The following is a 26,354-nucleotide window of genomic DNA, read 5'->3' on the forward strand; positions in this document are numbered from 1 at the left end:
CCTTCGCCTCCTTTTCTGAAAGGTCACGCGCCACACGCTGCGAGGCAAATGCCCCGGACCTGGCCAGTCCCGCCGATCATCCCGGCCCTATCCGGGCGCGGATGCCCCTTGCCGGGGTGGCGCAGTCGCTCAGGCCCAGACCTGATCCGGATCGGGCAAGGGGATCGCATCAAGGAGCTCCCTCGTATAGGCCGCGCGGGGCTGGTCGAACAGTGCTGCCGTATCAGAGGCTTCGACGATCTCGCCCTGGTAAAGCACCATGATCCGGGAACACAGCCTCCGGATAACGCTCAGGTCATGGCTGATAAAGGCCAGCGTCAGGCCAAGCTCTTTCACCAGCCGCTCCAGCAGGTTCAGCACCTGCGCCTGGCTCGATACATCGAGGCCCGAGACGATCTCATCTGCAAGGATGAAATCGGGGCGCAGGGCGATTGCGCGGGCGATCCCCACCCGCTGACGCTGACCGCCCGACATCTCATGCGGGTAGCGGCCGGCCATATCCTGCGGGAAGCCGACGAGATCCAGCGCCTCGGCCACACGGCCCCGCACATCCGCCACGCCATGCAGGCGCAAAGGCGCGGCGATCAGCTGGCCGACCCGGTGGCGCGGGTTCAGGGATGACATCGGGTCCTGAAAGATCATCTGGAACCTTCGCCGCAGCGGCCGCAGCGCCGCCTCATCCAGATGCGTGATGTCCTGCCCGTCAAACAGAACGCGCCCCGCCGTCGGCTCCAGGAGCCGCACGAGACAGCGCCCGAGGGTCGATTTCCCCGACCCCGAGCCACCGACAATCCCGATGATCTCACCCTTCGCGATGCTGAAATCGAGCCCCTTCAGGATCTCATTGCGGGGCGCCGGCCCCCAAAGCGGTTTGCGGTTCAGATCGGGAAGCGAGAGGCGCAGCCCCTCGACGCGGTAAAGCTCGTCAGACATGCGCCACCCCCCGGTCGTATGCGTCAATCTCCGCCCTCACCTCCGCGATCACCTGGTCAGGCACCGGGGTCAGGCTGGCACCCGGATCGGTATATTTCGGCGTCGCCGCCAGCAGTGCCCGCGAATAGGCATGGCGCGGGCCGGCAAAGAAGCCGGGCACGTCATTATCCTCGACCACCATGCCGCCATATAGCACCGAAAGCCGGTTGCAGACCTTGGACACCACGCCCAGATCATGGGTCACGAACAACAGCGCCGTGCCGTGCCTTGTCTGCATATCCCTGATCAGTTTCAGGATCTGCTTTTGAACCGTCACATCCAGCGCGGTTGTCGGCTCATCGGCGACGATCAGTTTCGGCTCGGCGGCAAAGGCCGAAGCGATCAGAATACGCTGCCGCATCCCCCCCGAAAGCTCATGCGGATAGGCCCGCATCACCCGCGCCGGGTCCTGCATCCTGACCTCATCCAGCAGCTCTTCGGCCCGTGCCACCGCCCGCGCCCGGTCCCAGCCCAGAATGTCCACCAGCCGGTCAGTAATCTGCGGCGCGATCCGGCGCGAGGGGTTCAGCGCCGTCAGCGGATCCTGTGGGATCAGGGCGCAGGTCTGGCCGATCCGGTGCCGCCGGTCCTTCTCTGACAATCTCTGCAGATCTTCACCGCCAAGGAGTATCTCGCCCCCGGTCAGCTCCACCGCTTTCGGCAGGATCCCCAGTACCGCTTTGCCGATCATCGACTTGCCGGCGCCGCTTTCCCCAACCAGCCCGCGCACCTCGCCCGGCGCAACCGCGAGCGAAACACTGCGCAAAAGCGGGTGGTTCTGCCGGGTGATCCGGGCCGACAGGCCTTTCAGTTCAAGATAATTCATCGCAGCACCGGATCGTAGCGGTTCTTCAGCCCTTCCCCCAGCTGGGAAAAGGCGAGAACGGTCAGGAAAAGCGTGATCAGCGGGAAGACCAGCACCCACCAGGCCTGGTTGATCGAGATCCGCCCCTCGGAAATCATCCCGCCCCAGGTCGGGTCATCGGTCGGGATCGAGAGGTTCACAAAGCTCAGGATCGCCTCAATGATCACCGCAATGCCCATCTCCAGCGTCAAAAGCACCACGATGGTCGGCAGGACATTGGGCAGGATCTCAGTCAGCATAGTGGAAATCCGGCCCCGCCCCACCACGCGCGCCGAGGCGACATAGTCCATCGCCCCCTGGCCCATCGCCTCGGCCCGGATCACCCGGGCAAAGCGCGTCCAGTCGATCACCACAATCGCCACGATGATCGAGGTGAGCCCCGGCCCCATCACGGCGATCAAAAGGATGGAAAACAGCACCGGCGGAAAGGCCATCCAGATGTCGATAAAGCGCGAAATCACGGTATCGACCCAGCCGCGCATATAGCCTGCCATCAGCCCGAGCCCAGCGCCAAGGATACAGGTCACCACTCCCGCCACCAGCGCGACCGACAGCGCCACCCGCGCGCCATAGATGATCCGGCTCAGCACATCACGGCCCAGACTGTCAGTCCCGAGCCAGTAGCCAGGTTCCGCCCCCGCCATCCAGAAGGGCGGCATCCGGCCCAGGAACAGATCCTGCGCCAGCGGATCCTGTGGCGCAACCAGCGGCGCAAAGATCGCCGCCAGCACCACAAGACCAATCCAGCCCGCCGAAAGCCAGAGCCGCGGCCCCGCCCGGCGTTTCACAAGCGATCGGGCATCAGCCATGACGCAGCCTCGGGTTCAGAACGGCATAAAGCAGATCAACCACCAGGTTCACCCCGGTGAAGATCAGCGCGAAGAGGATCACGATGCCCTGGATCAGCGGCAGATCGCGGTTGATCACCGCCTCAATGGCCATATTGCCAAGCCCTTCATAGGAAAACAGCCGCTCGATGATGACGGTGCCGCCGATCAGAAAGGTGAACTGCACGCCGACCAGCGTCAGCGTCGGCAACACCGCATTGCGCAGGGCCTCACGCAAAATGACCCGCGTCTCGCCATAGCCCCGCGTCCTTGCCAGGGTGACGTAATCCAGATGCATGGTCTCTTTCAGGCTCTGCTTCAAAAGCTGCCCGATGATCGCCGCCAGCGGGATCGCCAGCGCCAGCGCCGGCAGGAACATATGGCTGACAATATCGGCCCAAAGATCGAACCGCAGCCGGATCAGGCTCTCGAACAGGTAAAAATTCGTCACAAAGGGCAGATCCAGCGACGGCGTCACCCGCCCCGAGATGTGAAACACCGGCCAGAGCACGCCAAACCCCAGGATCAGCAAGAGCCCCCAAAGGAAATCCGGCACCGAAAGCGCCATCCCATTGGCAATATCAATCGCCGCCTCGGTGCTGGTCTCGCGCCGCCGCGTGCCCCAAAGCGCGAGGCCACCCCCGATGATGCTGGCCATGGCCAGCGCCATGACCGAGAGTTCCAGCGTCGCCGGAAGCCGCCCCAGAACCATCGCCGTCACCGGCTGGCGCGCGGTGATCGAGGTGCCGAAATCGCCCTGCACAACCCCGCCCAGCCAGATGAAAAACTGCTCCATAATCGAGCGGTCAAAGCCGTAAAGCGCGTTCAGCCGCGCAATATCGGCCTCGCTCGCCCCCGGCGGCAACATCATCGCAATCGGATTGCCCGGCACCACCCGGATGACGACAAAAACAATCACCGCCACGCCAAAAAGCGTGATCGATGTCGTCACCAGCCGCTCCATTACCGTTCTGAAAAATTGCATCGCCACATCCCGAAAGCGCCGCAGGCCCGGCCCTTTCATCTGTCCTTAAATATCCCGCGGGGGTCCGGGGGCGCGAAGCCCCCGGCGCCACCACACTCAGCCGCGCGTCATCAGATGCGGCAACAGCGCGCCCGAAGCATGCGGCGTGACCACCACACCCTTCGCCGAAAGGATGGGCTGCACATATTGCAACAGCGGGATCACCAGGGCCTCCTCCGCGATGAACCGGTCCACCGCCTTCCAACCCGCGATCCGCTTTGCCTCGTCCTTCTCACCCCAGAGCGGATCGATCATGTCGATCAGATCCTGCCCGTCCCAGACCGAATGCGGGCTCGGCCCGTACATCGCGAACCCGGTCCCCGTGGTCGGGTCGCCGACCGAGTTCCCCCAGTTGTAAAACGCCGCCGGTGCCAGCTGATCGGCCGCGCGCAGCTCGTAATGTTTGGCGATCTCATAGACCTCGATCTCGGCCTCGATCCCCACGCGCCGCCACAGACCCACAATCGCCTGGATCATCTCGTAATCCTTGGGCTTGAAGCCCCGCGTGGTCTGGATTTTGAACTTCACCGGATTGTCTGTCGAATAGCCCGAGGCCGCCAGCAGTTCGACCGCCTTGCCCGGGTCATATTCCACGGTGACCGACGGGTCATAGGCCTCATATTCCGGCGTCTCCAGCGTGTCGATCTTCACGCCGTAACCCGACAGCAGGCGGTCGATGATCGCCTGTTTGTCAATCGCATGGACCGCAGCCTTGCGGACATTCGGATCCAGCATCACCTCGATATCATTAAGGAAAATCATCCCGATATCCGAGATGGGCGTCGCCACGCCGTTCATAGAACCTTTAAGGCGGTCATATTCCTCATAGGGCATTTCCAGCGTGACATGGCTGTTGCCGGATTCGATTTCCGCCACCCGCGCCGCCGCATCGGTCACGAATTTGATCGTCACCGTTTTGAACTCGGGCGCGCCGCCCCAATAGGCCTCATTCGCCTTCAGCCGCACAAAGGCATTGCGCTCGAATTTCTCGACCATATAGGGGCCGGTGCCGATCGGTGCCGCCTCGAACCCTTCGGCGCCGACCTTTTCATAATAGGTCTTGGGGAGCACATAGCCGGTCAGGAAATACATCCATTTGAAGATCGTGGGATCGAATTGTTTCACATCGGCGATGACGCGATTGCCCTCGACACGGTGGTTTTCCAGCGTACCCCAGACGAACTGGATCGGGCTGCCCGTGGCCGGGTCCGCCACCCGCGCCAGGCTCCAGGCGACGTCCTCGGCGGTGAAGTCCGAGCCGTCATGCCATTTGACACCCTCGCGCACCACCATCCAGATCTGGCTGTAATCCTCGTTCCAGCCCCATTCGGTCAAAAGCCCCGGCGCCGGTTTCAGATCGGGCTGTTGCAGAATGAACTGGTCAAAGACCGACTGGTAAATGCCCTGGATCGTCGGGTTCACCGCGCTCGGGCCGGTGGTCGGGTCCCAGCTGGGCAGCGTGACGTTATAGGCGATCACCAGCTCGTCGATCTCAGCCAGCGCCGGCAGGCTGAAGGCACCGAGTGTGACACTGGCAGCAGAGAGCTGCAGCAAGGCTCTGCGGTTGAGTTTCATCATGTTTCCCTGTCGTTTTTATGTGGATGGGTCAGTGATCGCGCGCCGGTCTGATGCCGTTTTGTCGCGCGCGCAGTAATTTGCTTTACCGGGCCGCCCTCCCCGCCAGCTTTCGGGCCAGCAGATAGCCCGGCCCCGCGCCGGTGCCAGCGCCGGGCCAGACCGCCGCGCCGGTCAGATGCAGGTTTTTCAGCGCGGTCGAGCCATCGGAATGACCCCGCGCCGGGCGGAACATGAAATTCTGCGAAATATGGTGGCTGCCGCAAACCTGGTCGCCACCTACCAGATTGGGATTCTCCGCCTCCAGATCCAGGGGCGAGACCACACGTTTCCCAAGGATCTTCGCGCGCGTGCCCGGCGCGTAGCGCTCCAGAATATCCAGCGCACGCTCGGCCATCTGCGCGGTGGCCTCGTCCCAGTTGCGCGCGGTGATCTGGCCCGCCGCATCGCCTTTGATCTCGCCCGGCACCATCCGCACCTGCACCCAGAGGATATGCTTGCCCTCCGGCGCGCGCGACGGATCCTGGCCGGTCGGCTGGCCCACCACCAGGATCGGTTCATCAGGCAAAAGCCCGGCCTGGGCCTGCTGATAGACCCGCGCCTGCTGATCAAGGCTCGGCGCCAGGTGGATATAGGCGAAACGCTTCAGTTCCTCCCCCGCCGCCCAGTCGGGCAGGCTGTCCATCGCCAGATGGATCATCATCGTCCCCGGCGCATAGGCGTAATCGGTCATCGCCTTGTCGAAACGCGGCTCGGTCGCGCCGGTCAGCCGCAGCAAAGCCTGCGGCGCGACGCCGGCAATCACCGCTTTCTTCGCTGCAATGCGGCGCCCGTCGGCCAGTTCAATGCCGCTCGCCTTGCCATTCTCATGCAGGATGCGGCTGACGCTGGCGCCACATTCGACCCGCCCGCCGCGCGCCTCAATTGCCGCGACCATGGCGCGGATGATGGTGTCTGCACCGCCCTGACCCAGCATCATCCCGAAATTTTGTGCAACCATTCCCTCAAGATAGGGAAAAATACCGCCCCCCGCGACATCGGGCGCATAATCGAGATGCAGCCCCCAGGCCCCCAGAAGCGCCTGCATCTTTGGCGAACGGAAGGTCTTTGTCAGAAAGCGGCGCGGCGTCTGGGCCATGAACTGCGCGATATCCAGACTGCCGCCGATTTTGTTGCGACGCAGCATTTTAAACATGAAATATGCAATCGCATTGAATTTCATCGGCATTGAAAGGATGCCGCCAATCGCTTCGGCAGTTTGCGGAAAGCTTTCAATCAGCCCTGCCCAGGCCTCGGCATCTGCGGGATCCTCGGCTTTGATCCGCGCGAGGGTTTCGGCGCGATCCGTGGTCACGCCAAGCCAGGTTCCGTCCGGAAAAGCCGAGGCAAAGGGCTTTGACACCGGCAGGAACGTGCAGCCATGCCGCGCCAGCTCCTGCCCATAATCCTTATAAAACGCCGATCCAGCGAAGAGGTTCAGGTTCATTGCCGCCCAGTCGTGGCGAAAGCCCGGCAGGGTATATTCGCCGGTCTTCACCGCGCCACCCGGGGCAGAGGCCTGTTCGAAAAGCCCGACTTTCCAACCCTTTGCTGCAAGGTGCAATGCACAGGCAAGGGCGTTATGCCCCGCCCCGATCAGGATCGCATCATAGCTGTCGGACATTTTTCTGATCCCTGCTTTTTAAGATATATTTGCAAACGCATTTATTTCTGTCTAGCGTGATTCTCACAGGCGCTGAGAAAAGCGTTACGCCGCGCCGGAATGGTCCTGGAAAACAGGTGGCGCGCCGGACACCAATCAAAGACCGGATGGTCAGACAGGGAGAACGGATATGACCGCAACCAATGCGCTGATACAGCTTGCGGGTTTGCTGGCTTCGGGTGGGGTCAGGGTGGTTGACCTGACCGCGACGCTCGGGCCGGAAACGCCGCTTCTGAAACTTCCACCGGAATTCGCGAAAGACACGCCGCCGGTAAAGATCCACAAGATCAGCGAATATGACGAGAATGGCCCCTTCTGGGCCTGGAACTGGTTAGAGCTGGGCGAGCATTCCGGCACCCATTTCGACGTGCCACATCACTGGATCACCGGTCGCGAAAACCCCGAAGGCTATACCGACACAATAAACGTCCAGCGCCTGATCGCGCCGGTCAATGTGCTGGATTTCAGCGCGGAATGCGCGGCCGATCCGGACTTCCTGCTGACCATCGACCATGTGAAGGCCTGGGAGGCAAAGCATGGCGCAATCCGGGCCGGCGAATGGGTCGTTCTGCGCTCGGACTGGGATCGGTTCAACCATGACGAGGCACTTTTCCTGAACGCCAATGAGACCGGCCCCCATACTCCCGGCCCGACCGCCGAAGTGGTGCAATATCTGATCGACAAAGGCATTGTCGGCTGGGGCAGCCAGTGTATCGGCACCGATGCGGGCTGCGCCGGTGGCATGACGCCGCCCTATCCCGCGCATAATCTGCTCCATGCCAATAACCGCTTTGGCCTTGCCTCGCTGGTCAATCTCGACAAGTTGCCTGCGAAGGGCGCGATCCTGATTGCGGCCCCTCTGAAAATCAAACAGGGCACCGGCTCGCCGATCCGCGCGCTGGCGCTCGTTGCGGGAAGCTGAACCCTATGGCCGCTGTCGACCACATCATTATCGGATCCGGAATCAACGGGCTGGTTGCCGCCAGTCTGCTGGCACTGAAGGGCCGCAAGGTCCTGGTGCTGGAACGCGAGGAGGTTGCGGGTGGTTGCCTGCGCACGACCGAGCTGCATCCCGGTTTCCTGCATGATCCGATGGCGGCCACATTCGTTCTTTTCATGACCAGCCCGGCCGGGGCGGCGCTTGGGCCACATCTGGCGAAACACGGGTTTGACTATTGCCATACGCCGCATCCGACCGCAGTTTTGCGACCGGACGGGCGGGCGCTGGTGCTCTCGACCAATCGGGCAGAAAATATCGCAACGCTGAACGCGGCCGCGCCCGGTGACGGCGATGCCTTTGCCGCCGAGGTCGACCGGCTGGCGGCGGATGCGCCTTTCATGTTCGCGATCCTGGGTCAGCCACTCTGGTCCTGGGCCACGCTGAAAGTGCTGCTGAAAGAGACCCGCAAACGCGGGCTTCGGGGCCTCGCGGGCTGGATGGGCCAGCAGCTCGACCCGATGCGCGGCTGGCTTGAGACGACTTTCAGATCGGAAGACACCCGTGCGCTGTTTGCGCCCTGGGCGCTGCATTGCGGTCTGACGGTCGAGAATGCCTATTCCGGCGCCATGGGGCGCGTGATCGCCTTCGCGCTGGAGGCCGCTGGCGCGCCGATCTCGAAGGGCGGCGCAGGCCAGGCGGCGAAAGCTTTCGTCTCGTTGATCGAAGCCAATGGCGGCGAGGTGCGCTGCAATGCCGATGTTGATGAAATCACAGTGGAAAAGGGCCGGGTGACCGGCGTCCGGCTGAAGGATGGCGTCACGATCCGGGCGAAATCGGTACTGGCTTCGGTCGCGCCGGGGCAGCTTTACAACCGCTTGCTCAAAGACGTGAACCTGCCCGAAGAGAAGGTCGCGCTGAAACGCTTCCGCCATGGGCGCGGCGATTTCCAGCTGCATTTCGCGCTGGACGGAGTGCCGGAATGGAAGACGCCCGGCCTTGATCAGGTGGCGCTGATCCATCTGGCGGAAAGCGTCGATGCGGTGTCGAAATCGTCTAACGAGGCCGAACGTGGACTCTTTCCGGCCAGGCCGACGATCTGCGTCGGTCAGCCCTCGCGACTGGACCCCACGCGCTGCCCGGAAGGCAAGGCCGTGATCTGGATGCAGATTCCCGATGCACCGACCGAGATCAAAGGCGACGCCGCGGGCGAGATCCAGGCCCGCGACTGGGACGAGGCGCGCGAGGCTTTCGCCGACCGCCTTCAGGCCATTCTCGCCAGCCATATCAAAGATTTCGACAGGCTCGTTCTGGCACGCCGCGCCTATAGCCCGAAAGATCTGGAACGGATGAACGTCAACCTTGTCGGCGGCGACCCCTATGGCGGTTCCTGCGCGGTGGATCAGTTCTTCATCTGGCGGCCGTTTTACAATGCCACCAATGGCACTGGCCCGGTGCGCGGGCTGATCCATATCGGCGCCTCGACCCATCCGGGGCCGGGGCTGGGTGGCGGCTCGGGCTATAATGCAGCGAAGAGGCTCGGCGCATGAGCAGTGAACCCCCTGCCCCCGCGCAGCGCCTTGGTCAGATCGGGCTGTCTTCCTTCCCCCCCTATCTGATGAACCGGCTGATGGGCCAGTATAACGGCATTTTGCGCAGCGAGATGGCCGATATGGGCCTGACCACCGCCAAGATGCGGGCGCTTGGCGTGCTTTCCGTGATGGACGGCCCGCTGATCCGCGAGCTGGCGGAACTCGCCGTGACCGAGCAATCGACACTGTCACGCGCGCTCGACCAGCTTCAGGCCGAAGGGCTCGTGCGGCGTGAAGCCGACCCGAATGACAGCCGCGCCACGCGGATCTATTCGACCGATCTCGGCCGTGCCGCGTTTGAACGGATCTGGCCGCATATGGCCCTCGCGGCCGAGCGGATGTTTCGCGGGATCTCCGATGACGAGCGGCATGCTTTCGTCGGCACTTTGCAAAAAATGCTGGCCAATATCTGCAAGCAAGAGGTTTAAGCCATGGCAGAGCGCAGTTTCAAAGCCGAGGTCGAACACCTGCGCAAAGGCGCGGGCGAGACCTTTACGGGCGAAGGGATTCTGGCGCTCACCAAGGCGCTTTTGGAATCCGGCGTCGGCTATGTCGGCGGCTATCAGGGCGCGCCGATCTCTCACATGATGGATGTGCTTTCCGATGCCGAAGAGCTGATGGCCGAGCTGGGCGTCCGGTTCGAGGCCAATGCCAATGAGGCGGGCGCGGCGGCGATGCTGGCGGCCTCGGTGCATTATCCGATCCGCGGCGCGGTGACGTTCAAAGGGCCGGTCGGCGTCAATGTGGCGTCAGATGCGCTGGCGAACCTGACGGATTCCGGCGTGAATGGCGGCGCGCTGATCATCGTGGGCGAGGATTACGGCGAAGGGTCCTCGATCATGCAGGAACGCAGCCATGCTTTCGCGATGAAATCGCAGATGTGGCTCCTGGACCCGCGCCCGAACCTCCAGGCGATGGTGGATGCGGTGCATTACGGGTTCGACATGTCCGAGGCGACGAATACGCCCGTCATGATGATCGTCCGGATCCGGTCCTGCCATGTCACCGGCACGTTTGAATGCCGCGACAACAGGCGCCCTGCTTTGACGGTGAAAGACGCGCTGAAGAACCCGCAGACCGATTTCACCCGCGTCGTGCTGCCGCCCTTCACCTATCTGCACGAGCAGGACAAGATCAACAATCGCTGGCCCGCCGCCGAGAAATACATTGTCGACCACAAGCTGAACGAATTCTTCGGCCCCAAGGGGGGCAAGACCGGGCTGATCGTCCAGGGCGGCATGTATAATGGCGTGATCCGGGCCTTGCAGCGCATGGGCCTCGCCGATCTTTACGGCAATACCGAAGTGCCGATTTATTGCCTGAACGTGGCCTATCCGCTGGTTTCGTCGGAATTTCTGGGTTTCTGCGAAGGCAAAGAGAATGTGCTGGTCGTCGAAGAGGGCCATCCGGAATTCATCGAACAGCAGCTTTCGACCTATCTCTATCGCGCCGGGTCATCGGTCAAACTCCATGGTAAGGGCATCCTGCCGATGGGGGGCGAATATACCGGCCAGGTCATGCTCGACAGCCTGACGGCGTTCCTGAAAATCGCGGCGCCTGGAATGCTGCCGGCAACGGTGCGCGCGCCGAATGAAGACAAGCCGCAGCTGCCCGATCTGACCAAAGTCGTGCCGATGCGCCCGCCGGGATTCTGCACCGGCTGCCCAGAACGACCCATTTTTGCCGCGCTGAAAATGGTGCAGCAGGAACGCGGCAAACATCAGATCACCGCCGATATCGGCTGCCATCTCTTTGGTTCGATGCCGCCCTTTTACGTCGGCGGCGCCACGATGGGTTACGGGCTTGGCCCGGCGGCCAATGCGGCCTTTGACGGCGGCGGCGAGCGGCGGCCGATCTCGATCATCGGCGATGGCGGGTTCTGGCATAACGGGCTGAACAGCTCGATCGGCAATATGGTGTTCAACAAATCTGACGGCCTCGTTGTGGTGGTCGACAACTATTATTCGGCGGCGACCGGCGGCCAGGATGTGATGTCTTCGCGCGCGGCAAACGACACCAAGGCAACCAACAACCCGATCTCGCAGGCGGTGAAGGGGATCGGTGTGAAATGGGTGCGCCAGATCGATCACACCTATGATGTGCCAAAGCTGAAAGCGACCATCACCGAAGCCCTGACTACGCCGGAAAAGGGCCCCAAGGTCATCGTCGCTTCGTCAGAATGTATGCTGAACAAGCAGCGCCGCGAGCGCCCGCTGAAAGCCCGGGCGATCAAAGAGGGGCGCCGGGTCGAGGCGCCGCGCTTTGGCGTGGATGCAGCGGTCTGCACCGGTGATCACGCCTGTATGCGACTGTCGGGCTGCCCGTCTCTGGGGCTGAAACATACAAATGACCCGCTGCGCGACGATCCGGTGGCCTGGATCGACCAGACCTGCGTCGGCTGTGGCAATTGCGGCGAGGTGGCCGATGCGGCGGTGCTCTGCCCCAGTTTTTACCGCGCCGATGTGGTCCATAACCCGACCGGGTTCGAGAAATGGCGGGCCGGTCTCAGTGCCCGCCTGATCGGATGGCTTGCCCGTCGTCGCGCGGCCCGCAGGCTGGAGTTCCCGGCATGAGCCTGCACGAGGTCATCCCCCCACGCCAGCCCGATGAAAAGCTGACATCCATCATCAAGGTCGCGATCTATGCCGTCGGCGGCCAGGGCGGCGGCGTGCTCACCGGCTGGATCGAGGATGTCGCCCGCGCGCAGGGCTTTGCGGCCCAGGCGACCTCGGTCGCGGGCGTGTCGCAGCGCACCGGCGCCACGATCTACTATGTCGAAATGGCCCCGATGGAGGGCGGCCAGCCGGTTTTCTCGCTGATGCCGGCGGCGGGTGATGTCGATGTGATGATCGCCGCCGAATGGATGGAAGCCGGGCGCGCCATCATTCGCGGCTTTGTCACGCCGGACCGCACCACGCTGATCGCCTCGACCCATCGCAATCTGGCGGTGTCCGAAAAGATGGTGCCGGGCGACGGTGTCGCCGACCCCGAGGCCGTGCGCGAGGCCGCGATCCAGACCGCGAAACGCCTGCTCGCCGCCGATTATGAGGCGGTGGCGGTAAAAAACGGCTCGATCATTTCCTCGACGCTGTTCGGGGCACTGGCGGCCTCGGGCGCTCTCCCTTTCCCGCGCGAAGCTTTTGAAGAGGCGATCCGCCAGTCCGGCGGCAAGGGGATCGAGGCCAGTATTCGTGCCTTTGGCGCAGGTTATGACGCCGCGCTGCAGGGTGATATCGGCAAGAACGAACCCGCGCCCGTCAGCCCGGATACCCCCGTGCGCGGCCCGGCAAAGCTGATGGCGGCCTGGGAGAAACTGATGACCCGGGTCAGCGCAATGCCCGCCCCGGTCGCTGAAATGGCGGAACACGGGCTGCGCAAGGTGGTCGGGTTTCAGGACATAGCCTATGGCGCCGACTATCTCGACCGGCTGGCGACGGTGCTGGCGCGGGACCAGGCCCCCTGGGATCTATCGGTCCAGGCGGCGAAATATATCTCCAATGCAATGTGTTATGATGATGTGATCCGGGTCGCCGATCTGAAAACCCGCGGCAGCCGTTTTCAGCGGATCCGGGGCGAGATGGGCGCGAAAGATCAGCAATTGATGCAGCTGACCGAATTCATGCATCCCCGCGCCGAGGAAATCGCCGGCATGTTGCCCCGCAAATGGGGGGCGAAGGTCGAGGCCAATCCGAAATCCATGGCGCGGCTCAATCGCTGGTTTGGTCATGGGCGACGCATCCGCACCGACAGCTTTCGCGGCTATGCGATGCTTTATGTGCTGGGCGGGATGAAATTCTGGCGTCGCCGCACGCTCCGCCACGCACAGGAAGTGGCGCATCTCGAAGCCTGGCTGACCCGTGCGATGGCCGAGGTCGACCGCAACTATGCACTCGCGGTCGAGCTGATCCGCTGCCGCCGTCTGATCAAGGGCTATTCCGACACCCATGCGCGGGGCCTGTCGAAATTCGACCGCGTGATGGCGGCGATTGATCTGGTGGCGGATCGCGAGGATGCCGCCGACTGGGCGCGGCGTCTGCGTGAGGCCGCGCTGAAGGATGAAGAAGGCAAGGATCTCGACGGCGCGATCCAGACGATCGAGAGCTTTCTGTAACGCAAATGGCCGGGATGATCTCCCGGCCCTTTTGTTCGCATGTACCCCGACTTACAGACCCGGCGCAGGCAGATAGCGCCTTTTCAGCGCGGGCGGTGCAGCGTATTCCAGCCCGGCAAGCACCTCGCGAATGCGCGCCGGGCCCTGGGCCTCCAGCATCGCAAACGGGCCGCGCGGGAAATTCAGCCCAAGCTTCACCGCCGTATCAATGCCGTCCCGGGTCGTGCCACCTTCCGCGAGGAGCCAGGCGGCTTCATTCACCAGCGTGGCCTCGATCCTGAGCACGATCGCTGCCGCATCGGCAGGCGGCGTTTCGGGGCGGTCAGGGAAGAGAAAACCCTTGCCCGTCTTGCGCCCCAGATTGCCGCTTGAGACCTGGGCTTTCAGCGCGTCAAAGACGTGGTAGCGCGGATTGTTTGCCATCGCACGCGCCAGGCTTTCGGTCGCGGCAAGGTTGATATCGGCACCGACCAGATCGATCAGCCCGAACGGCCCCAGCCGGTAGCCCGCCGCCAGCATCGCGGCGTCGATCTCGCTTGCGCTGCGACCCTCTTCCAGCAGCGCCAGTGCCTCGCCATAGAAAGGCCGCGCGCAACGGTTGACGATGAAACCCGGGCGATCCGGGCACGCGATCACGGTCTTGCCCGCAGCCTCGGTCAGATTACGGGCACGGGCAAGCGCCTCTGGCGCAGATCCGTCATGCGCGACCAGCTCCACCAGCTTCATCACCGGCGCGGGGTTAAAAAAATGCAGGCCCAGAAGGCGCCCCGGGTTACGTAGCCCCTCGGCCATCGCAGCAACCGACAGCGAGGAGGTATTCGTCGCCAGCACTGCGTCCGGGGCCATAACCGCCTCAAGCGCGGTGAAGATCGCGGTCTTGACCTCAAGCCGTTCGACCACCGCCTCGATGGCGAGGTCTGCGGCCCCCATCGCCCCGGCATCCGGCACGACATGAAAGCGCGACAGCAGCGCATCGCGAGCCTCCGGCGTCAGCTTGCCAGCCTCGACCCGGGGCACGAGCGCGCCCGTCAGGCGTTCGACCGCATTGTCGCGGGCAAGCTCATGCGCATCGGTGGCGAGCACGTCAAACCCTGCCGCCGCATAGGTCTGCGCAATCCCCAGCCCCATCGTGCCAAGGCCAATCACCGCAACCGTTGCCATCTCAATTCCCCTGATAGACGGGTTTACGCTTTTCGCGGAAGGCGCGGATGCCCTCGGCCTTGTCCTGGCTGTCCAGAAGCGTCTCGAATGCGGCCCGCTCTGCGGTCAGAGCAAGCGGGGCCTCGGCGCCTTCGACCAAGGCGGCCTTTGCCGCCGCCAGTGCCAGCGGCGCGCGCAGCGCAAGACGCGCGGCCAGCGTGGCACCCTCGGCCAGGGCATCGCCCACGCGATGCGAGGACAGCCCCCAGGCGAAAGCCGTATCCGCATCGATAATTTCCCCGGTCAGCACCAGCCGCGCCGCCCGCGCCGGGCCGACCCGGGCAAGGAGACGCTGCCCGCCCCCTGCACCGGGAATGATGCCGAGATTGCTTTCCGGCAGGCCGAGCCGCGCGGTATCACCGACCAGCAAAAGATCTGCCATCAGCGCCAGTTCCAGCCCGCCGCCAAGCGCGAAACCCTCGACCGCCGCCACCAGCGGTTTGGGAAAGGCGCGGATCGCCGCCCAATGGGTCTTGCGCGGATCCAGCGCCGCCTCGGCGCTGGATTTCGTCTCTATCTCTGCAATATCTGCGCCTGCGGCAAAGTTTCCCTCGGCACCTTGCAGCAGCACCGCGCGGCAGCCGGGATCCCCTGCGAGCCGGTTCAGCACCGCCGCCAGATCCGCCAGAAGCCCCGTATTCAGCGCGTTTTTTGCCGCAGGCCGGTTCAGGATCAGCTTTGTCCAGCCGCCCTCATCACTCTCGATCAGATGTTCCATGATGGCAGAATGCCCTCTCACGATGAATATTCAAGTCGAAAAATTTTAAACTTGAAATTTATTCTGAAAGCCGCAAGGATCGGCGCAAATCAGGGAGTTCCGGCTATGAAGATCCTTTGCCTCGGGGCGGGTCCGGCGGGCCTTTATTTCGCCATTTCGATGAAGCTGCGCGACCCGTCCCATGACGTCACGGTGCTTGAACGCAACAAGGCCAATGACACATTCGGCTGGGGCGTGGTGCTCTCGGATGACGCGCTTGGCCGGATGCAGAAGAACGATCCGGTCTCGACCGAGGCGATCCGCGCCGATTTCGCCTATTGGGATGATATTGCGGTCGTGCATGACGGGGTCCGCACGGTTTCCGGCGGGCATGGTTTCGCCGGGATCGGGCGTAAGGCGATGCTGATCCTTCTGCAGAACCGTGCGCGTGAACTGGGCGTCAATCTGCAATTCGAGACCATCTTCAAATCTGCCGAAGAGTATCGCCGGGATTACGATCTTGTCGTCGGCTGCGATGGCATCAACAGCATCGTACGCACCGAATATAAAGACGTCTTCCAGCCCGATATCGACCTGCGCAAATGCAAGTTCATCTGGCTTGGCACCCATCAGAAATTCGACGACGCCTTTACCTTTATCTTCGAGAAAACAAAGCACGGCTGGGTCTGGGCGCATGTCTACCAGTTCGACAACAACACCGCGACTTTCATCGTCGAAACCCTCCCCGAGACATGGGAGAAATTCGGTTTCGCCACGATGTCGAAAGAAGAAATCGTCGAGACCTGCCGCCAGATTTTCGAGGCGCATCTCGGCGGGCATGAGCTGATCTCGAACGCGGCGCATCTGCGCGGCTCGGCGGTCTGGTCGCAATTCCCCCGCGTGATCTGCGACAAGTGGTATCATGAGAATGTCGTGCTGATGGGCGATGCGGCGGCAACCGGGCATTTCTCGATCGGCTCGGGCACGCGCCTGGCCTTTGATTCCGCGATTGCGCTGGCCGAATATCTGCATTCCGAGCCGGATATGCAGGCCGCGTTTGAACGCTATCAGGAAGAGCGCCGGGTCGAGGTGCTGCGCCTGCAATCGGCGGCGCGCAACAGCCTTGAATGGTTCGAACAGGTCGAGCGTTACCTCGATATGCCCTCGCCCCAGTTCGCCTATTCGCTGCTGACACGCAGCCAGCGGATCAGCCATGAAAACCTGCGGCTGCGCGACCCGGAATGGCTTGCCAGCGCGGAAGACTGGTTCCAGGCGCAGGCAGGTGGCCAGAAGGGCAGCCGCCCGATGTTCGCGCCCTATAAGCTGCGGGATATGCAGCTGAAGAACCGCATCGTGATGTCGCCGATGGCGCAATATAAGGCGGTTGATGGCTGCCCGACCGACTGGCACCTGATCCATTACGCGGAACGCGCCAAGGGCGGTGCCGCGCTGATCTATACCGAAATGGCCTGTGTCTCGGCCACTGGCCGCATCACGCCTGGCTGTCCCGGTCTTTACGCGCCGGAACATGAGGCAGCCTGGAAGCGGCTCGCGGATTTCATCCATGCCGAGACCACGGCGAAGCTCTGCATCCAGATCGGCCATGCCGGGCGCAAGGCCTCGACCTGTGTTCCCTGGGATGGTGGTATCGACGCGCCGCTCAAGACCGGCAACTGGCCGGTGATCTCGGCCTCGCCCATCGCTTACAAGCCCGACCTTGCGGTGCCGAAAGAGATGGACAAGGCCGATCTGGCGGCGGTGAAAGCCGAATTCGTCGCGGGCGCCGAAATGGCCCAGCGCGCCGGCGCCGATATGATCGAGATGCATGCGGCGCATGGCTATCTTCTGGCTTCCTTCATCAGCCCGGTCACCAACCGGCGGAGCGACGAATATGGCGGCAGCCTGGAAAACCGCCTGCGCTATCCTCTGGAAGTCTTCCGCGCCATGCGAGCGGTCTGGCCCGAGGAAAAGCCGATGTCGGTGCGGATCTCGGCGCATGACTGGATCGAAGGCGGCGTGACCCCGGAAGAGGCGGTGGAGATCGCGCGCCAGTTCAGCGCGGTGGGCGCCGATATCATCGACGTCTCATCCGGGCAGACCGACCCGGCCGAGCGCCCGATTTATGGCCGCATGTTCCAGACGCCGTTTTCCGACCGCATCCGCAACGAGGCGGGGCTTTCGACCATGGCGGTCGGCAATATCACCGACTGGGATCAGGCAAATGGCATCCTGATGGCAGGCCGCGCCGATCTGGTGATGATCGGACGGATGCATCTGGCCGATGCCAACTGGACGCTGCATGCCGCGATTGACCAGGGCGAGACCCATGCCGAATGGCCTGCCCCATACCGCCATGGCCAGGTGACCCTGACCCGGCTGCATCAGCGCCAGCAAGAGGCGATAAGGGCATGACGGAACTTGCAGGCAAGCGCGTACTGATCACCGGCGGAGGCACCGGCGTCGGGGCCGATCTCGCCCGGGGCTTTGCCGCCCGGGGCGCCGAAGTGGTGATCTGCGGGCGCCGTCTCGCGCCTTTGCAGGCGGTGGCCGGGCCGATTGGCGCGCAGGCCTTGCAGGCCGATGTGACGGATGAGGCGGAGGTGAAACGCCTGTTCACCGAGGCCGGGCGCTGCGACATTGTGATCGCCAATGCCGGGGCCGCAGCCTCGGCGCCTCTGGCGAAGACCTCGCTGGCAGACTGGAACGCGATGCTTGCGGTCAATCTCACCGGGGTTTTCCTGACCTTCCGCGAGGCGCTGTCGCAGTTCGACGGCTGGGGGCGGCTGATTGCGGTCGCCTCGACCGCCGGGCTGAAAGGCTATGCCTATGTCGCACCCTATGCGGCGGCGAAACATGGCGTGGTCGGCATGGTCAAAAGCCTGGCGCTGGAAGTCGCGAAGAAACCGGTCACGGTGAATGCGCTTTGCCCGGGCTTTCTTGATACCGAGATGACCGACCGTTCGGTCGCGAATATCGTCGAAAAGACCGGGATGAATGCGGATGATGCGCGCAGGACACTTGCTGCCACCAATCCGCAACTGCGCCTGATCCAGCCCGCCGAAGTGACCTCTGCCGCGCTGTGGTTGTGCGGTGTGGGCAGTGAGGGCATCAATGGTCAGGCATTGGCCATTGCAGGAGGCGAGGTGTGAGTGAGGGTTCCAAACGCAGGCTAAAACTCTGGATCCGGATGCTGGCGGTGACGCGCAGTTCTGAAGCCGGTCTGCGCGAATTCCTGCGGCTGACGCATGACACGACATTGCCGCGCTTTGACGTGCTGGCCGCGCTTTACCGGCGGCGCGAAGGCTGCACCATGAGCGAGCTGAGCCGGCTTTTGCTGGTCTCGAACGGCAATGCGACGACCGTGGTAGACCGGCTGGAGAAAGACGGGCTGGTCGCGCGCCGCCCGTCCGAGACCGACCGCCGCACGGTCTATGTCGGGTTGACGCCCGAAGGGCTGAGCCAGTTCGAAGCCCTCGCCTCGGGGCATGAGGCAGAGGTGGCGAAGATCTTTGCCGGGCTCGACGATGCGGATGTCGATGTTCTGACGGAAATTCTGAAGAAGGCGATGAAGAAATGAGCAATCTCACGAGGACCGAACTGGCCGGGCTGCAACCGGAACATTTCCTCTGGGAGGTGAAGGACCGGATCGCGACGCTGCGGCTGAACCGGCCGGACCGCAAGAACCCGCTGACCTTTGAGAGCTATGCTGAGCTGCGCGACACATTCCGGGCGCTGGTCTATGCGACAGATGTGGATGTGGTGGTCTTTGCCCCGAATGGCGGCAATTTCTGTTCGGGCGGCGATGTGCATGACATTATCGGCCCGCTGGTCGGCATGGATATGAAGGATCTTCTGGCCTTTACCCGCATGACCGGGGATCTGGTCAAGGCGATGATCGGCTGCGGCAAGCCGATCATTTCGGCGGTGGACGGGATCTGCGTCGGCGCCGGTGCGATCATCGCCATGGCCTCGGATCTGCGGCTGGCGACGCCCGAGGCGAAATGCGCGTTTCTGTTCACCCGGGTAGGCCTCGCGGGCTGCGATATGGGCGCCTGCGCCATGCTGCCCCGGATCATCGGTCAGGGCCGCGCGGCTGAGCTTTTATATACCGGACGGGTGATGTCGGCTGAGGAAGGTGCGGCCTGGGGGTTCTGGAACGGGGTCCATCCGGCAGAGGCGCTGGAGGCGGAGGCTCTGAAACTCGCCAAACGCATCGCATCAGGGCCGGTTTTTGCGCATGGCATCACCAAGACCCAGCTGAACCAGGAATGGAATATGGGGCTGGAACAGGCCATCGAGGCAGAGGCCCAGGCCCAGGCGATCTGCATGCAGACCCGGGACTTTGAACGCGCCTACCACGCCTTTGTCGCGAAAGAAAAACCCGTATTCCAGGGCGACTGAGCTTTGGGATCCTGGCCGATGACCGGGGGTTTTGCACCCCCGGACCCCCGCAGGATATTTTTGGACAGATGAAATGAACGACCGCAGTTTTCTGGATTGGCCCTTCTTTGAGACGCGTCACCGTGAGTTGTCAGCGGCGCTGGAGGAATGGGCCGCCGGGCATCTGCCGGTGGATCACAGTGATGTCGATGCCGCCTGCAAAGGCCTGGTGCGGGATCTGGGGGCGGCGGGTTTTCTGCGGCATTCAGGCGCCGATGCGGGCGAGACGCTTGATGTCAGGAGCCTGTGTCTGATCCGCGAGACGCTTTCGCGCCATGATGCGCTGGCGGATTTTGCCTTTGCCATGCAGGGACTTGGCATGGGAGCGGTCTCGCTGTTCGGCACGCCCGAGCAGCGGCTCTGGCTGAAAAAGACGCGGGAAGGTCGGGCGATTTCAGCCTTTGCGCTGACGGAACCGGGATCGGGGTCGGATGTGGCCAACAGCACCACCATGGCCGAAAAGGTCGGGGGCGGCTGGCGGCTTTCTGGTGAGAAGACCTATATCTCGAACGGGGGCATCGCGGATCTTTATGTGATCTTTGCCCGCAGCGGCGAGGCACCGGGGGCACGCGGGCTTTCAGCCTTTCTGATGCCGGCCGATGTGGCGGGGCTGGAAATCGCGGAACGGATCACGGTGATGGCGCCGCATCCTCTGGCGCGGCTGAAACTGGATCAGGTGTTCCTGCCCGATTCTGCGCTGATCGGCACGGCGGGGACCGGGTTCAAACTGGCCATGTCGGTGCTGGATGTGTTCCGTTCGACCGTGGGGGCGGCGGCTTTGGGCATGGCACGGCGCGCGCTGGATGAGGCGCTGAGCCGCACGCAGAGCCGCCGGATCCAGGGTGAACCGCTGTCTTCCCTGCAGTTGGTGCAGGGGCATCTGGCCGATATGGCGCTGAAGATCGATGCGGCGGCTTTGCTGGTCTACCGGGCCGCCTGGACCAAAGATCAGGGCGCCGCCCGGGTCAGCCGCGAGGCTGCGATGGCGAAACTTTACGCGACCGAGGCCGCCCAGGAGGTGATTGACGCGGCGCTGCAGCTGCATGGCGGTGACGGGGTACGCAGCGGCATGAAGGTCGAGGAGCTTTACCGCGATATCCGCGCGCTCCGGATCTATGAGGGCGCTTCGGATGTGCAGCGCGTGGTGATTGCGCGCAGCCTTCTGTGACAGGATTTCAGGACAACCATCAACAACAGGGAAATACGGCAATGACCAAAGCACTTGACGGCGGCATCACCCGGCTGGGTACGGGCATCGAAGGCGTGGAATGGAATATTCTGGGCCAGCGCTATTTCCCGAAAGCCGATTGCGGCAGCACTTTTTCCTTCGAGACCAATTCCGAACCGGGCCAGTTTGTGCCGGTGCATATCCACCCGACCCAGGATGAATTCATTCTGGTCCAGGAGGGCGAGCTGCATGTGAAACTCGATGGTGTCTGGTCGGTGGCGCGGCCCGGCGATCTGGTGAAGATGCCCAGAGGCGTGCCGCATGGCTATTTCAACAAGGGCGATGTGCCGTCGCGCGCTTTGTTCTGGGTCTCGCCTGCCGGAGATCTGCGCGCTTTGTTCGAGCAGTTGCACAACATGACCGATGTGGAAGAGGTCGTCCGTGTTTCGGCTGAACATGCGGTTGATTTCCTGCCGCCCGAAGCCAACGAATGAGGCCCGTGAAATGATCTGGCACCGCCCCATCCGGATAGAGTTCAACCATTGCGACCCGGCGGGGATCGTCTTCTATCCGCGCTATTTCGAGATGACGAATTCGGTTGCCGAGAACTTTTTCCGGGAGGTGGCGGGTCTGCCCTATGAGGTGATGATGGCCGGCGGCAATGGTGTGCCGCTGGCCCAGGTAACAGCAGAATTCCATGCGCCCTCGCGCCTCGGTGAGGTGCTGGACTGGCAGCTGACGGTCATACGGATCGGCCGCGCCTCGATCACCTGCCATATCGAGGCGCATCATTCCGATGAGAACGGCGCGGGCAGCCACCGTCTGACCGCTGGTCTGACGCTGGTCTATGTTGACGGATCGGGGCAATCCCATCCCTGGCCGGAGGATGTCCGGGCCCGGATCATAGCATTTCAGGAGAAACCATGAGCATTCAGACCCTGCATCCCGAAGGCTGGAAACCCGCAAAAGGCTATGCGAATGGCATGGCCGCCGAGGGCCGGATCGTCGTGACCGGCGGGCTGGTCGGCTGGAATGCGCAATGCGAATTCGAAAGCGATGATTTCGTCGATCAGACGGCGCAGACCCTGCGCAATATCGTCGCGGTGCTGGCCGAGGCCGGCGCCAGGCCCGAACATCTGGTGCGGCTGACCTGGTATATCACCACCAAAGACGAATATCTCGGCGGGCTTAAGCGTCTTGGCGCGCATTATAAAGATATCATCGGCCGCCACTACCCCGCCATGGCCGTGGTCCAGGTCATCGCCCTGATGGAAGACCGCGCCAAGGTCGAGATCGAGGCCACGGCCGTGATCCCGGCCTGACATAAGACAGAACATCCCCCGCAAGCTGCGACAAGACAGCGACCAGACATCGGCGGGGCCAACAGGGAGCTAACCTCATGATGGGACCAACGGGCCATCTGGACACTTTCACCCGCGACCGCCTGCCCGCCACAGAGACCTGGCCGGGGCTGGATCTGACGGGTTTTGACTATCCCGAATGGCTGAATGTGGGGGTCGAGCTGACCAGCCGCATGGTCGAAAAGGGCTTTGGTGACCATATTGCGCTGATCGGCAATGGCCGCAGCCGCACCTATAAGGAACTGACCGACTGGACCAACCGCATCGCCCATGCCCTGGTCGAGGATTATGGTCTGAAGCCCGGCAACCGGGTGCTGATCCGGTCTGCCAATAATCCGGCGATGGTGGCCTGCTGGCTTGCGGCAACCAAGGCGGGGGCGGTCGTGGTCAACACCATGCCGATGCTGCGCTCGGGCGAGCTGGCAAAGGTGATCGATAAGGCCGAGATCAGCCATGCGCTTTGCGATACGCGGCTGATGGAGGATCTGATCCATTGCAAGAATGGCAGTGCCTTTCTTACGACTGTGATCGGCTTTGACGGCACCGCCAATCATGATGCCGAACTTGACCGTATCGCCCTGAAAAAACCCGTCCGATTTGACGCGGTGCAGACCGGTCGCGATGATGTGGCGCTTTTGGGCTTTACCTCGGGGACCACCGGGGATGCGAAGGCGACGATGCATTTCCACCGCGATCTGCTGATCATCGCGGATGGCTATGCGAAGGAAATCCTCAACGTCACGCCCGATGATATCTTCATCGGCAGCCCGCCTCTGGCCTTTACCTTCGGGCTGGGGGGCCTCGCGGTCTTTCCGCTGCGCTTTGGAGCGACAGCGGCGCTTTTGGAACAGGCCAGCCCGCCCAATATGATCGGCATGATCGAAGAACACCGCGCCACCGTCTGCTTTACCGCGCCGACCGCCTATCGCGTGATGCTGACCGCGATGGATCAGGGGGCGGATCTTTCCTCGCTGCGCGCGGCGGTTTCGGCGGGCGAGACCCTGCCGGCGCCGGTCTATGAGGAATGGCAGGCTAAGACCGGCAAGCCGATGCTTGACGGCATTGGCGCGACCGAGATGCTGCATATCTTCATCACCAACCGCTTTGACGATCACCGCCCCGGCTGCACCGGCAAGCCCGTCACCGGCTATGAGGCGAAGATCGTCGACGAAGACATGAACGAGAAACCGCGCGGCCAGACCGGGCGCCTTGCGGTGCGCGGCCCGACAGGCTGCCGCTACATGGATGACCCGCGCCAGGAGGTCTATGTCCGGGATGGCTGGAACCTGACCGGCGACACGTTCTGGCAGGATGAAGAGGGCTATTTCCACTTTGCCGCCCGCACCGACGACATCATCCTCTCGGCCGGCTACAATATCGCCGGGCCCGAGGTCGAGGCGGCGCTGCTTTCGCATCCGGCGGTACAGGAATGCGCGGTGATCGGCGCACCTGACGCGGATCGTGGCCAGATTGTCGAGGCGCATGTGATCCTCGTTCCGGGGCATGAGGGTGATGCGCTGATGATCAGGGCGCTGCAGGACCATGTGAAAAAGGTCATCGCCCCCTATAAATACCCGCGCCGCGTGGTTTTTACCGGCGCATTGCCCAAGACCCAGACCGGCAAGATCCAGCGCTTCCAGCTGCGCCAGCCCGCGAAATCCTGAACGGCCACTTTTCTGTGAAACCGGAGCCTCCCGATGAATGACGTCTTTCTTTGCGCGATGCGCCGCACGCCGATCGGGCGCTATGGTGGCGCGCTGGCCCTGGTGCGGCCTGATGATATGGCGGCGCAGGTGATCGACGGTCTGCTGGCGCGGTATCCGGGCCTGACCCCGGATGAGGTGCTCTTTGGCTGCGCCAACCAGGCGGGCGAGGACAATCGCAATGTCGCGCGGATGGCGGTTCTGTTGTCAGGACTGGATGTTTCCGTTCCGGGGCTGACGGTGAACCGGCTTTGTGCCTCGGGGATGGATGCGGTGATTGCGGGGGCACGGGCGATCCGGGACGGGGCCGATGTGATCATCGCGGGCGGTGTGGAATCGATGAGCCGGGCGCCTTTCGTGATGCCCAAGGCGGATGCGGCCTTTGCCCGCCAGGCCGAGATCTATGACACGACCATCGGCTGGCGCTTCGTCAATAAGCGGATCGCAAAGGAGTTCGGGATCGAGTCGATGCCCGAGACCGCCGAGAATGTCGCGGAAGACTACGGCATCTCGCGCGAGGATCAGGACATTTACGCTTTGTCGTCGCAGACCCGCTATGATGCCGCCTGGCATGCGGCGGATATCCTTCCGGTGACGATCCGGGGCCGCAAAAGTGACACCGTGGTCAGTGCCGACGAACATCCCCGCGCGACCTCGATTGAAAAGCTCGCTGCCCTACCGGCACCGTTTCGCGACGGCGGCACGGTGACCGCAGGCAATGCGGCGGGGGTGAATGACGGCGCGGCGGCAGTGCTGCTGGCCTCGGCCAAAGGCGTCAGCGCGCTTGGCCTGACGCCTCTGGCGCGGATCGGGCGCGCCGCCTCGGCCGGGGTTGCGCCCCGGATCATGGGAATCGGCCCGATTGCGGCGACAGAGCGCCTGGTCGCACGGGGCGCAAAGCCGCCCGCCGATCAGGATGTGATCGAGCTGAACGAGGCCTTTGCCGCCCAGGTTCTGGCCTGTACCCGGGCCTGGGGGCTCAGCGATGCTGATCCGCGCGTCAACGCCAAAGGCGGCGGCATCAGCATGGGGCATCCGCTTGGCATGTCGGGCGCCCGCATCGTCGCAAACGCGGCAAGACGGCTTGCAGAAACGGGCGGTACCTCGGCGCTTGCCACGCTTTGCATCGGCGTCGGCCAGGGGGTCGCGGTCGAGCTGCTGGCCGTCTGAGGCGCCTAATCCCGGCTGGGCGGCACTTTCCAGTGTTTCGCATAGGCCCGTGAAAAGTAGTTCGGATCGCGAAAACCACAGCGCCAGGCAAGGTCGGCGATCCGCAGCTTTGCCTGGCCCGCGGCCTCGATCAGATCATGAGCGTGATGCAGGCGCCGCAGCAAAAGATGGGCGCGGAAGCTGGTTCCATGACTTTGCAAAAAGCGCTGGAGCTGGCGCGGGCTGAGCTCCATCGCCGCCGCCACCTCTTCCAGCGACAGATCCGCCCGGCCCAGATTGGCGCCGATCAGGAATTTGAACCGCTCGAACGGGGTTTCGGCGCTGCCATTGTTCTTGCCGCCCAGATCGCTGAGCACATGATCCAGCGCGCGAAACAGCATCTGTTTCAGCTCCTGGCTGCGGCCTTCCGGATGGGGGGCGCAGCGCAGAAGGTACCCCGCGACAAAGGCGAGATGATTGACCGAGGGCATGGTGCCCGCCAGCACCCGCACGCCCGGGCCAGGGGCCGCATCGCTTTCGATCAGCCCCAGATCACAGCGCCCGCCATCCGGCAGCCCGAGATCAAACGGGCCTGCGGGGGTCAGAAGCGCGATCTGTCCCGCCGGGAGCCAGACCCGTGGCCCGTCGCCTTCCTGCAGCCAGCCGCCCCGGATCAGGCGCAACAGCAGCAGCACCCGCCCGGCAGATCCCGGGGTCGGGGTGAAATGCCAGCTCTGCTCGCCGCCGCCCAGATCCAGCGTCGAAAGCAGCACGTCGCCGATCTCGATGGCCTGGAAATGCCCATCCTCCGTGGCTGCCTGACGCACCACCGCCCTGGCCTCGATCAGCCTGCCCCAGAGCCCGGCCGCCACCCGCAGCGCCGTCCGAAAGCGCGGCCGCGCGAAATGTCGTCGTGTCAGCCGGTCGGCTGCCCATAGCTGCCCCCCTGCCCCGGAAGCGTGCATGGCCCCGCCCGCCCCTGGTGAAGACCCGGGTGGCGCAGCACTCTGTCGTGAAAATCCAGATGGATG

The 26,354-nt window shown here is 63.3% G+C and carries 24 protein-coding genes; 15 read left to right on the plus strand and 9 right to left on the minus strand.

Annotated elements, in window-relative coordinates:
* Positions 1 to 129 precede the first annotated feature (129 nt).
* From M3484_RS05835 to M3484_RS05860, 6 genes are all read right to left on the minus strand, one after another.
* Complete coding sequence (locus tag M3484_RS05835; protein ID WP_249496132.1) at positions 130 to 933, minus strand: ATP-binding cassette domain-containing protein; 804 nt, start codon at positions 931 to 933, stop codon at positions 130 to 132.
* Positions 926 to 1,798 carry an ABC transporter ATP-binding protein gene (locus M3484_RS05840; protein ID WP_249496133.1) on the minus strand — a complete coding sequence of 291 codons (873 nt, stop codon included), beginning with the start codon at positions 1,796 to 1,798 and terminating at the stop codon, positions 926 to 928. Before M3484_RS05840 ends, M3484_RS05835 begins: the two co-directional genes overlap by 8 nt.
* Positions 1,795 to 2,646: an ABC transporter permease gene (locus M3484_RS05845; RefSeq protein ID WP_249496134.1), complete on the minus strand. Its 852-nt coding sequence runs from the start codon at positions 2,644 to 2,646 to the stop codon at positions 1,795 to 1,797. Before M3484_RS05845 ends, M3484_RS05840 begins: the two co-directional genes overlap by 4 nt.
* Positions 2,639 to 3,649 (minus strand): ABC transporter permease, encoded by a 1,011-nt coding sequence (locus tag M3484_RS05850; RefSeq protein ID WP_249496135.1) that lies wholly within the window; start codon positions 3,647 to 3,649, stop codon positions 2,639 to 2,641. Before M3484_RS05850 ends, M3484_RS05845 begins: the two co-directional genes overlap by 8 nt.
* A gap of 96 nt (positions 3,650 to 3,745) precedes the next feature.
* Positions 3,746 to 5,263, minus strand: a complete 1,518-nt coding sequence (locus M3484_RS05855; protein ID WP_249496136.1) for an ABC transporter substrate-binding protein — start codon at positions 5,261 to 5,263, stop codon at positions 3,746 to 3,748.
* Positions 5,264 to 5,348: 85 nt separating this feature from the next.
* A complete protein-coding gene (locus tag M3484_RS05860) occupies positions 5,349 to 6,926 on the minus strand; it encodes a phytoene desaturase family protein (RefSeq protein ID WP_249496137.1) in 1,578 nt (525 codons plus the stop codon).
* 169 nt (positions 6,927 to 7,095) lie between these two features.
* On the opposite strand from M3484_RS05860, the gene M3484_RS05865 reads away from it, so the two are divergent.
* The 5 genes from M3484_RS05865 to M3484_RS05885 are packed head-to-tail and all read left to right on the plus strand — an operon-like array spanning position 7,096 to position 13,605.
* Positions 7,096 to 7,887: a cyclase family protein gene (locus M3484_RS05865; protein WP_249496138.1), complete on the plus strand. Its 792-nt coding sequence runs from the start codon at positions 7,096 to 7,098 to the stop codon at positions 7,885 to 7,887.
* 5 nt (positions 7,888 to 7,892) lie between these two features.
* Positions 7,893 to 9,452, plus strand: a complete 1,560-nt coding sequence (locus tag M3484_RS05870; RefSeq protein ID WP_092900449.1) for a phytoene desaturase family protein — start codon at positions 7,893 to 7,895, stop codon at positions 9,450 to 9,452.
* Positions 9,449 to 9,922 (plus strand): MarR family winged helix-turn-helix transcriptional regulator, encoded by a 474-nt coding sequence (locus M3484_RS05875; protein ID WP_092900447.1) that lies wholly within the window; start codon positions 9,449 to 9,451, stop codon positions 9,920 to 9,922. Before M3484_RS05870 ends, M3484_RS05875 begins: the two co-directional genes overlap by 4 nt.
* A 3-nt stretch (positions 9,923 to 9,925) precedes the next feature.
* Positions 9,926 to 12,067: a thiamine pyrophosphate-dependent enzyme gene (locus M3484_RS05880; protein WP_249496139.1), complete on the plus strand. Its 2,142-nt coding sequence runs from the start codon at positions 9,926 to 9,928 to the stop codon at positions 12,065 to 12,067.
* Positions 12,064 to 13,605 carry an indolepyruvate oxidoreductase subunit beta family protein gene (locus M3484_RS05885; protein ID WP_249496140.1) on the plus strand — a complete coding sequence of 514 codons (1,542 nt, stop codon included), beginning with the start codon at positions 12,064 to 12,066 and terminating at the stop codon, positions 13,603 to 13,605. The genes M3484_RS05880 and M3484_RS05885 overlap by 4 nt, the downstream gene beginning before the upstream one ends.
* 51 nt (positions 13,606 to 13,656) lie before the next feature.
* Here the strand turns inward: M3484_RS05885 and M3484_RS05890 are convergent, their stop codons facing one another.
* A complete protein-coding gene (locus tag M3484_RS05890; RefSeq protein ID WP_249496141.1) occupies positions 13,657 to 14,766 on the minus strand; it encodes a 3-hydroxyacyl-CoA dehydrogenase in 1,110 nt (369 codons plus the stop codon).
* A 1-nt stretch (position 14,767) separates the two neighbouring features.
* Complete coding sequence (locus M3484_RS05895) at positions 14,768 to 15,523, minus strand: enoyl-CoA hydratase-related protein (RefSeq protein WP_249496142.1); 756 nt, start codon at positions 15,521 to 15,523, stop codon at positions 14,768 to 14,770.
* Positions 15,524 to 15,628: 105 nt separating this feature from the next.
* Between M3484_RS05895 and M3484_RS05900 the strand changes: the two genes are divergently transcribed.
* The 10 genes from M3484_RS05900 to M3484_RS05945 all read left to right on the plus strand — a co-directional run bounded on the left by M3484_RS05900 (position 15,629) and on the right by M3484_RS05945 (position 25,344).
* Positions 15,629 to 17,914, plus strand: a complete 2,286-nt coding sequence (locus tag M3484_RS05900; RefSeq protein ID WP_249496143.1) for a bifunctional salicylyl-CoA 5-hydroxylase/oxidoreductase — start codon at positions 15,629 to 15,631, stop codon at positions 17,912 to 17,914.
* A complete protein-coding gene (locus tag M3484_RS05905) occupies positions 17,911 to 18,651 on the plus strand; it encodes an SDR family NAD(P)-dependent oxidoreductase (RefSeq protein ID WP_249496144.1) in 741 nt (246 codons plus the stop codon). Before M3484_RS05900 ends, M3484_RS05905 begins: the two co-directional genes overlap by 4 nt.
* Positions 18,648 to 19,079, plus strand: coding sequence for a MarR family winged helix-turn-helix transcriptional regulator (locus M3484_RS05910; RefSeq protein ID WP_249496145.1), 432 nt, complete (start codon positions 18,648 to 18,650; stop codon positions 19,077 to 19,079). Before M3484_RS05905 ends, M3484_RS05910 begins: the two co-directional genes overlap by 4 nt.
* A complete protein-coding gene (locus M3484_RS05915; protein WP_249496146.1) occupies positions 19,076 to 19,903 on the plus strand; it encodes an enoyl-CoA hydratase family protein in 828 nt (275 codons plus the stop codon). Before M3484_RS05910 ends, M3484_RS05915 begins: the two co-directional genes overlap by 4 nt.
* A 73-nt stretch (positions 19,904 to 19,976) precedes the next feature.
* Positions 19,977 to 21,110 carry an acyl-CoA dehydrogenase family protein gene (locus M3484_RS05920; protein WP_249496147.1) on the plus strand — a complete coding sequence of 378 codons (1,134 nt, stop codon included), beginning with the start codon at positions 19,977 to 19,979 and terminating at the stop codon, positions 21,108 to 21,110.
* Between the two features lie 41 nt (positions 21,111 to 21,151).
* The gene (locus M3484_RS05925; RefSeq protein ID WP_249496148.1) at positions 21,152 to 21,604 is read left to right on the plus strand and encodes a cupin domain-containing protein; all 453 of its coding nucleotides are present in this window, start codon (positions 21,152 to 21,154) and stop codon (positions 21,602 to 21,604) included.
* Positions 21,605 to 21,614: 10 nt separating this feature from the next.
* Entirely contained in the window at positions 21,615 to 22,037 is a 423-nt protein-coding gene (locus M3484_RS05930) for an acyl-CoA thioesterase (protein ID WP_249496149.1), read from the plus strand.
* The gene (locus tag M3484_RS05935; RefSeq protein ID WP_249496150.1) at positions 22,034 to 22,432 is read left to right on the plus strand and encodes a RidA family protein; all 399 of its coding nucleotides are present in this window, start codon (positions 22,034 to 22,036) and stop codon (positions 22,430 to 22,432) included. Before M3484_RS05930 ends, M3484_RS05935 begins: the two co-directional genes overlap by 4 nt.
* 77 nt (positions 22,433 to 22,509) lie before the next feature.
* The gene (locus M3484_RS05940; protein ID WP_249496151.1) at positions 22,510 to 24,135 is read left to right on the plus strand and encodes an AMP-binding protein; all 1,626 of its coding nucleotides are present in this window, start codon (positions 22,510 to 22,512) and stop codon (positions 24,133 to 24,135) included.
* A gap of 33 nt (positions 24,136 to 24,168) precedes the next feature.
* A complete protein-coding gene (locus M3484_RS05945) occupies positions 24,169 to 25,344 on the plus strand; it encodes an acetyl-CoA C-acyltransferase (RefSeq protein ID WP_249496152.1) in 1,176 nt (391 codons plus the stop codon).
* Between the two features lie 5 nt (positions 25,345 to 25,349).
* Here the strand turns inward: M3484_RS05945 and M3484_RS05950 are convergent, their stop codons facing one another.
* Complete coding sequence (locus M3484_RS05950) at positions 25,350 to 26,288, minus strand: AraC family transcriptional regulator (RefSeq protein ID WP_249496153.1); 939 nt, start codon at positions 26,286 to 26,288, stop codon at positions 25,350 to 25,352.
* Positions 26,289 to 26,354: the final 66 nt, after the last annotated feature.

It is taken from the genome of Pseudomonas sp. GX19020, assembly GCF_023371075.1.
GTDB lineage: Bacteria > Pseudomonadota > Alphaproteobacteria > Rhodobacterales > Rhodobacteraceae > Pseudogemmobacter.

Bases quoted from the DNA above. Each gene is read 5' to 3' on its own strand.
- M3484_RS05880 (WP_249496139.1), top strand. From the start codon at position 9,926: ATGGCAGAGCGCAGTTTCAAAGCCGAGGTCGAACACCTGCGCAAAGGC.
- M3484_RS05870 (WP_092900449.1), top strand. From the start codon at position 7,893: ATGGCCGCTGTCGACCACATCATTATCGGATCCGGAATCAACGGGCTG.
- M3484_RS05885 (WP_249496140.1), top strand. From the start codon at position 12,064: ATGAGCCTGCACGAGGTCATCCCCCCACGCCAGCCCGATGAAAAGCTG.
- M3484_RS05840 (WP_249496133.1), bottom strand. From the start codon at position 1,798: ATGAATTATCTTGAACTGAAAGGCCTGTCGGCCCGGATCACCCGGCAG.
- M3484_RS05900 (WP_249496143.1), top strand. From the start codon at position 15,629: ATGAAGATCCTTTGCCTCGGGGCGGGTCCGGCGGGCCTTTATTTCGCC.
- M3484_RS05945 (WP_249496152.1), top strand. From the start codon at position 24,169: ATGAATGACGTCTTTCTTTGCGCGATGCGCCGCACGCCGATCGGGCGC.
- M3484_RS05835 (WP_249496132.1), bottom strand. From the start codon at position 933: ATGTCTGACGAGCTTTACCGCGTCGAGGGGCTGCGCCTCTCGCTTCCC.
- M3484_RS05895 (WP_249496142.1), bottom strand. From the start codon at position 15,523: ATGGAACATCTGATCGAGAGTGATGAGGGCGGCTGGACAAAGCTGATC.
- M3484_RS05935 (WP_249496150.1), top strand. From the start codon at position 22,034: ATGAGCATTCAGACCCTGCATCCCGAAGGCTGGAAACCCGCAAAAGGC.
- M3484_RS05890 (WP_249496141.1), bottom strand. From the start codon at position 14,766: ATGGCAACGGTTGCGGTGATTGGCCTTGGCACGATGGGGCTGGGGATT.
- M3484_RS05925 (WP_249496148.1), top strand. From the start codon at position 21,152: ATGACCAAAGCACTTGACGGCGGCATCACCCGGCTGGGTACGGGCATC.
- M3484_RS05850 (WP_249496135.1), bottom strand. From the start codon at position 3,649: ATGCAATTTTTCAGAACGGTAATGGAGCGGCTGGTGACGACATCGATC.
- M3484_RS05860 (WP_249496137.1), bottom strand. From the start codon at position 6,926: ATGTCCGACAGCTATGATGCGATCCTGATCGGGGCGGGGCATAACGCC.
- M3484_RS05950 (WP_249496153.1), bottom strand. From the start codon at position 26,288: ATGCACGCTTCCGGGGCAGGGGGGCAGCTATGGGCAGCCGACCGGCTG.
- M3484_RS05855 (WP_249496136.1), bottom strand. From the start codon at position 5,263: ATGAAACTCAACCGCAGAGCCTTGCTGCAGCTCTCTGCTGCCAGTGTC.
- M3484_RS05940 (WP_249496151.1), top strand. From the start codon at position 22,510: ATGATGGGACCAACGGGCCATCTGGACACTTTCACCCGCGACCGCCTG.
- M3484_RS05865 (WP_249496138.1), top strand. From the start codon at position 7,096: ATGACCGCAACCAATGCGCTGATACAGCTTGCGGGTTTGCTGGCTTCG.
- M3484_RS05905 (WP_249496144.1), top strand. From the start codon at position 17,911: ATGACGGAACTTGCAGGCAAGCGCGTACTGATCACCGGCGGAGGCACC.
- M3484_RS05875 (WP_092900447.1), top strand. From the start codon at position 9,449: ATGAGCAGTGAACCCCCTGCCCCCGCGCAGCGCCTTGGTCAGATCGGG.
- M3484_RS05845 (WP_249496134.1), bottom strand. From the start codon at position 2,646: ATGGCTGATGCCCGATCGCTTGTGAAACGCCGGGCGGGGCCGCGGCTC.
- M3484_RS05920 (WP_249496147.1), top strand. From the start codon at position 19,977: ATGAACGACCGCAGTTTTCTGGATTGGCCCTTCTTTGAGACGCGTCAC.
- M3484_RS05930 (WP_249496149.1), top strand. From the start codon at position 21,615: ATGATCTGGCACCGCCCCATCCGGATAGAGTTCAACCATTGCGACCCG.
- M3484_RS05915 (WP_249496146.1), top strand. From the start codon at position 19,076: ATGAGCAATCTCACGAGGACCGAACTGGCCGGGCTGCAACCGGAACAT.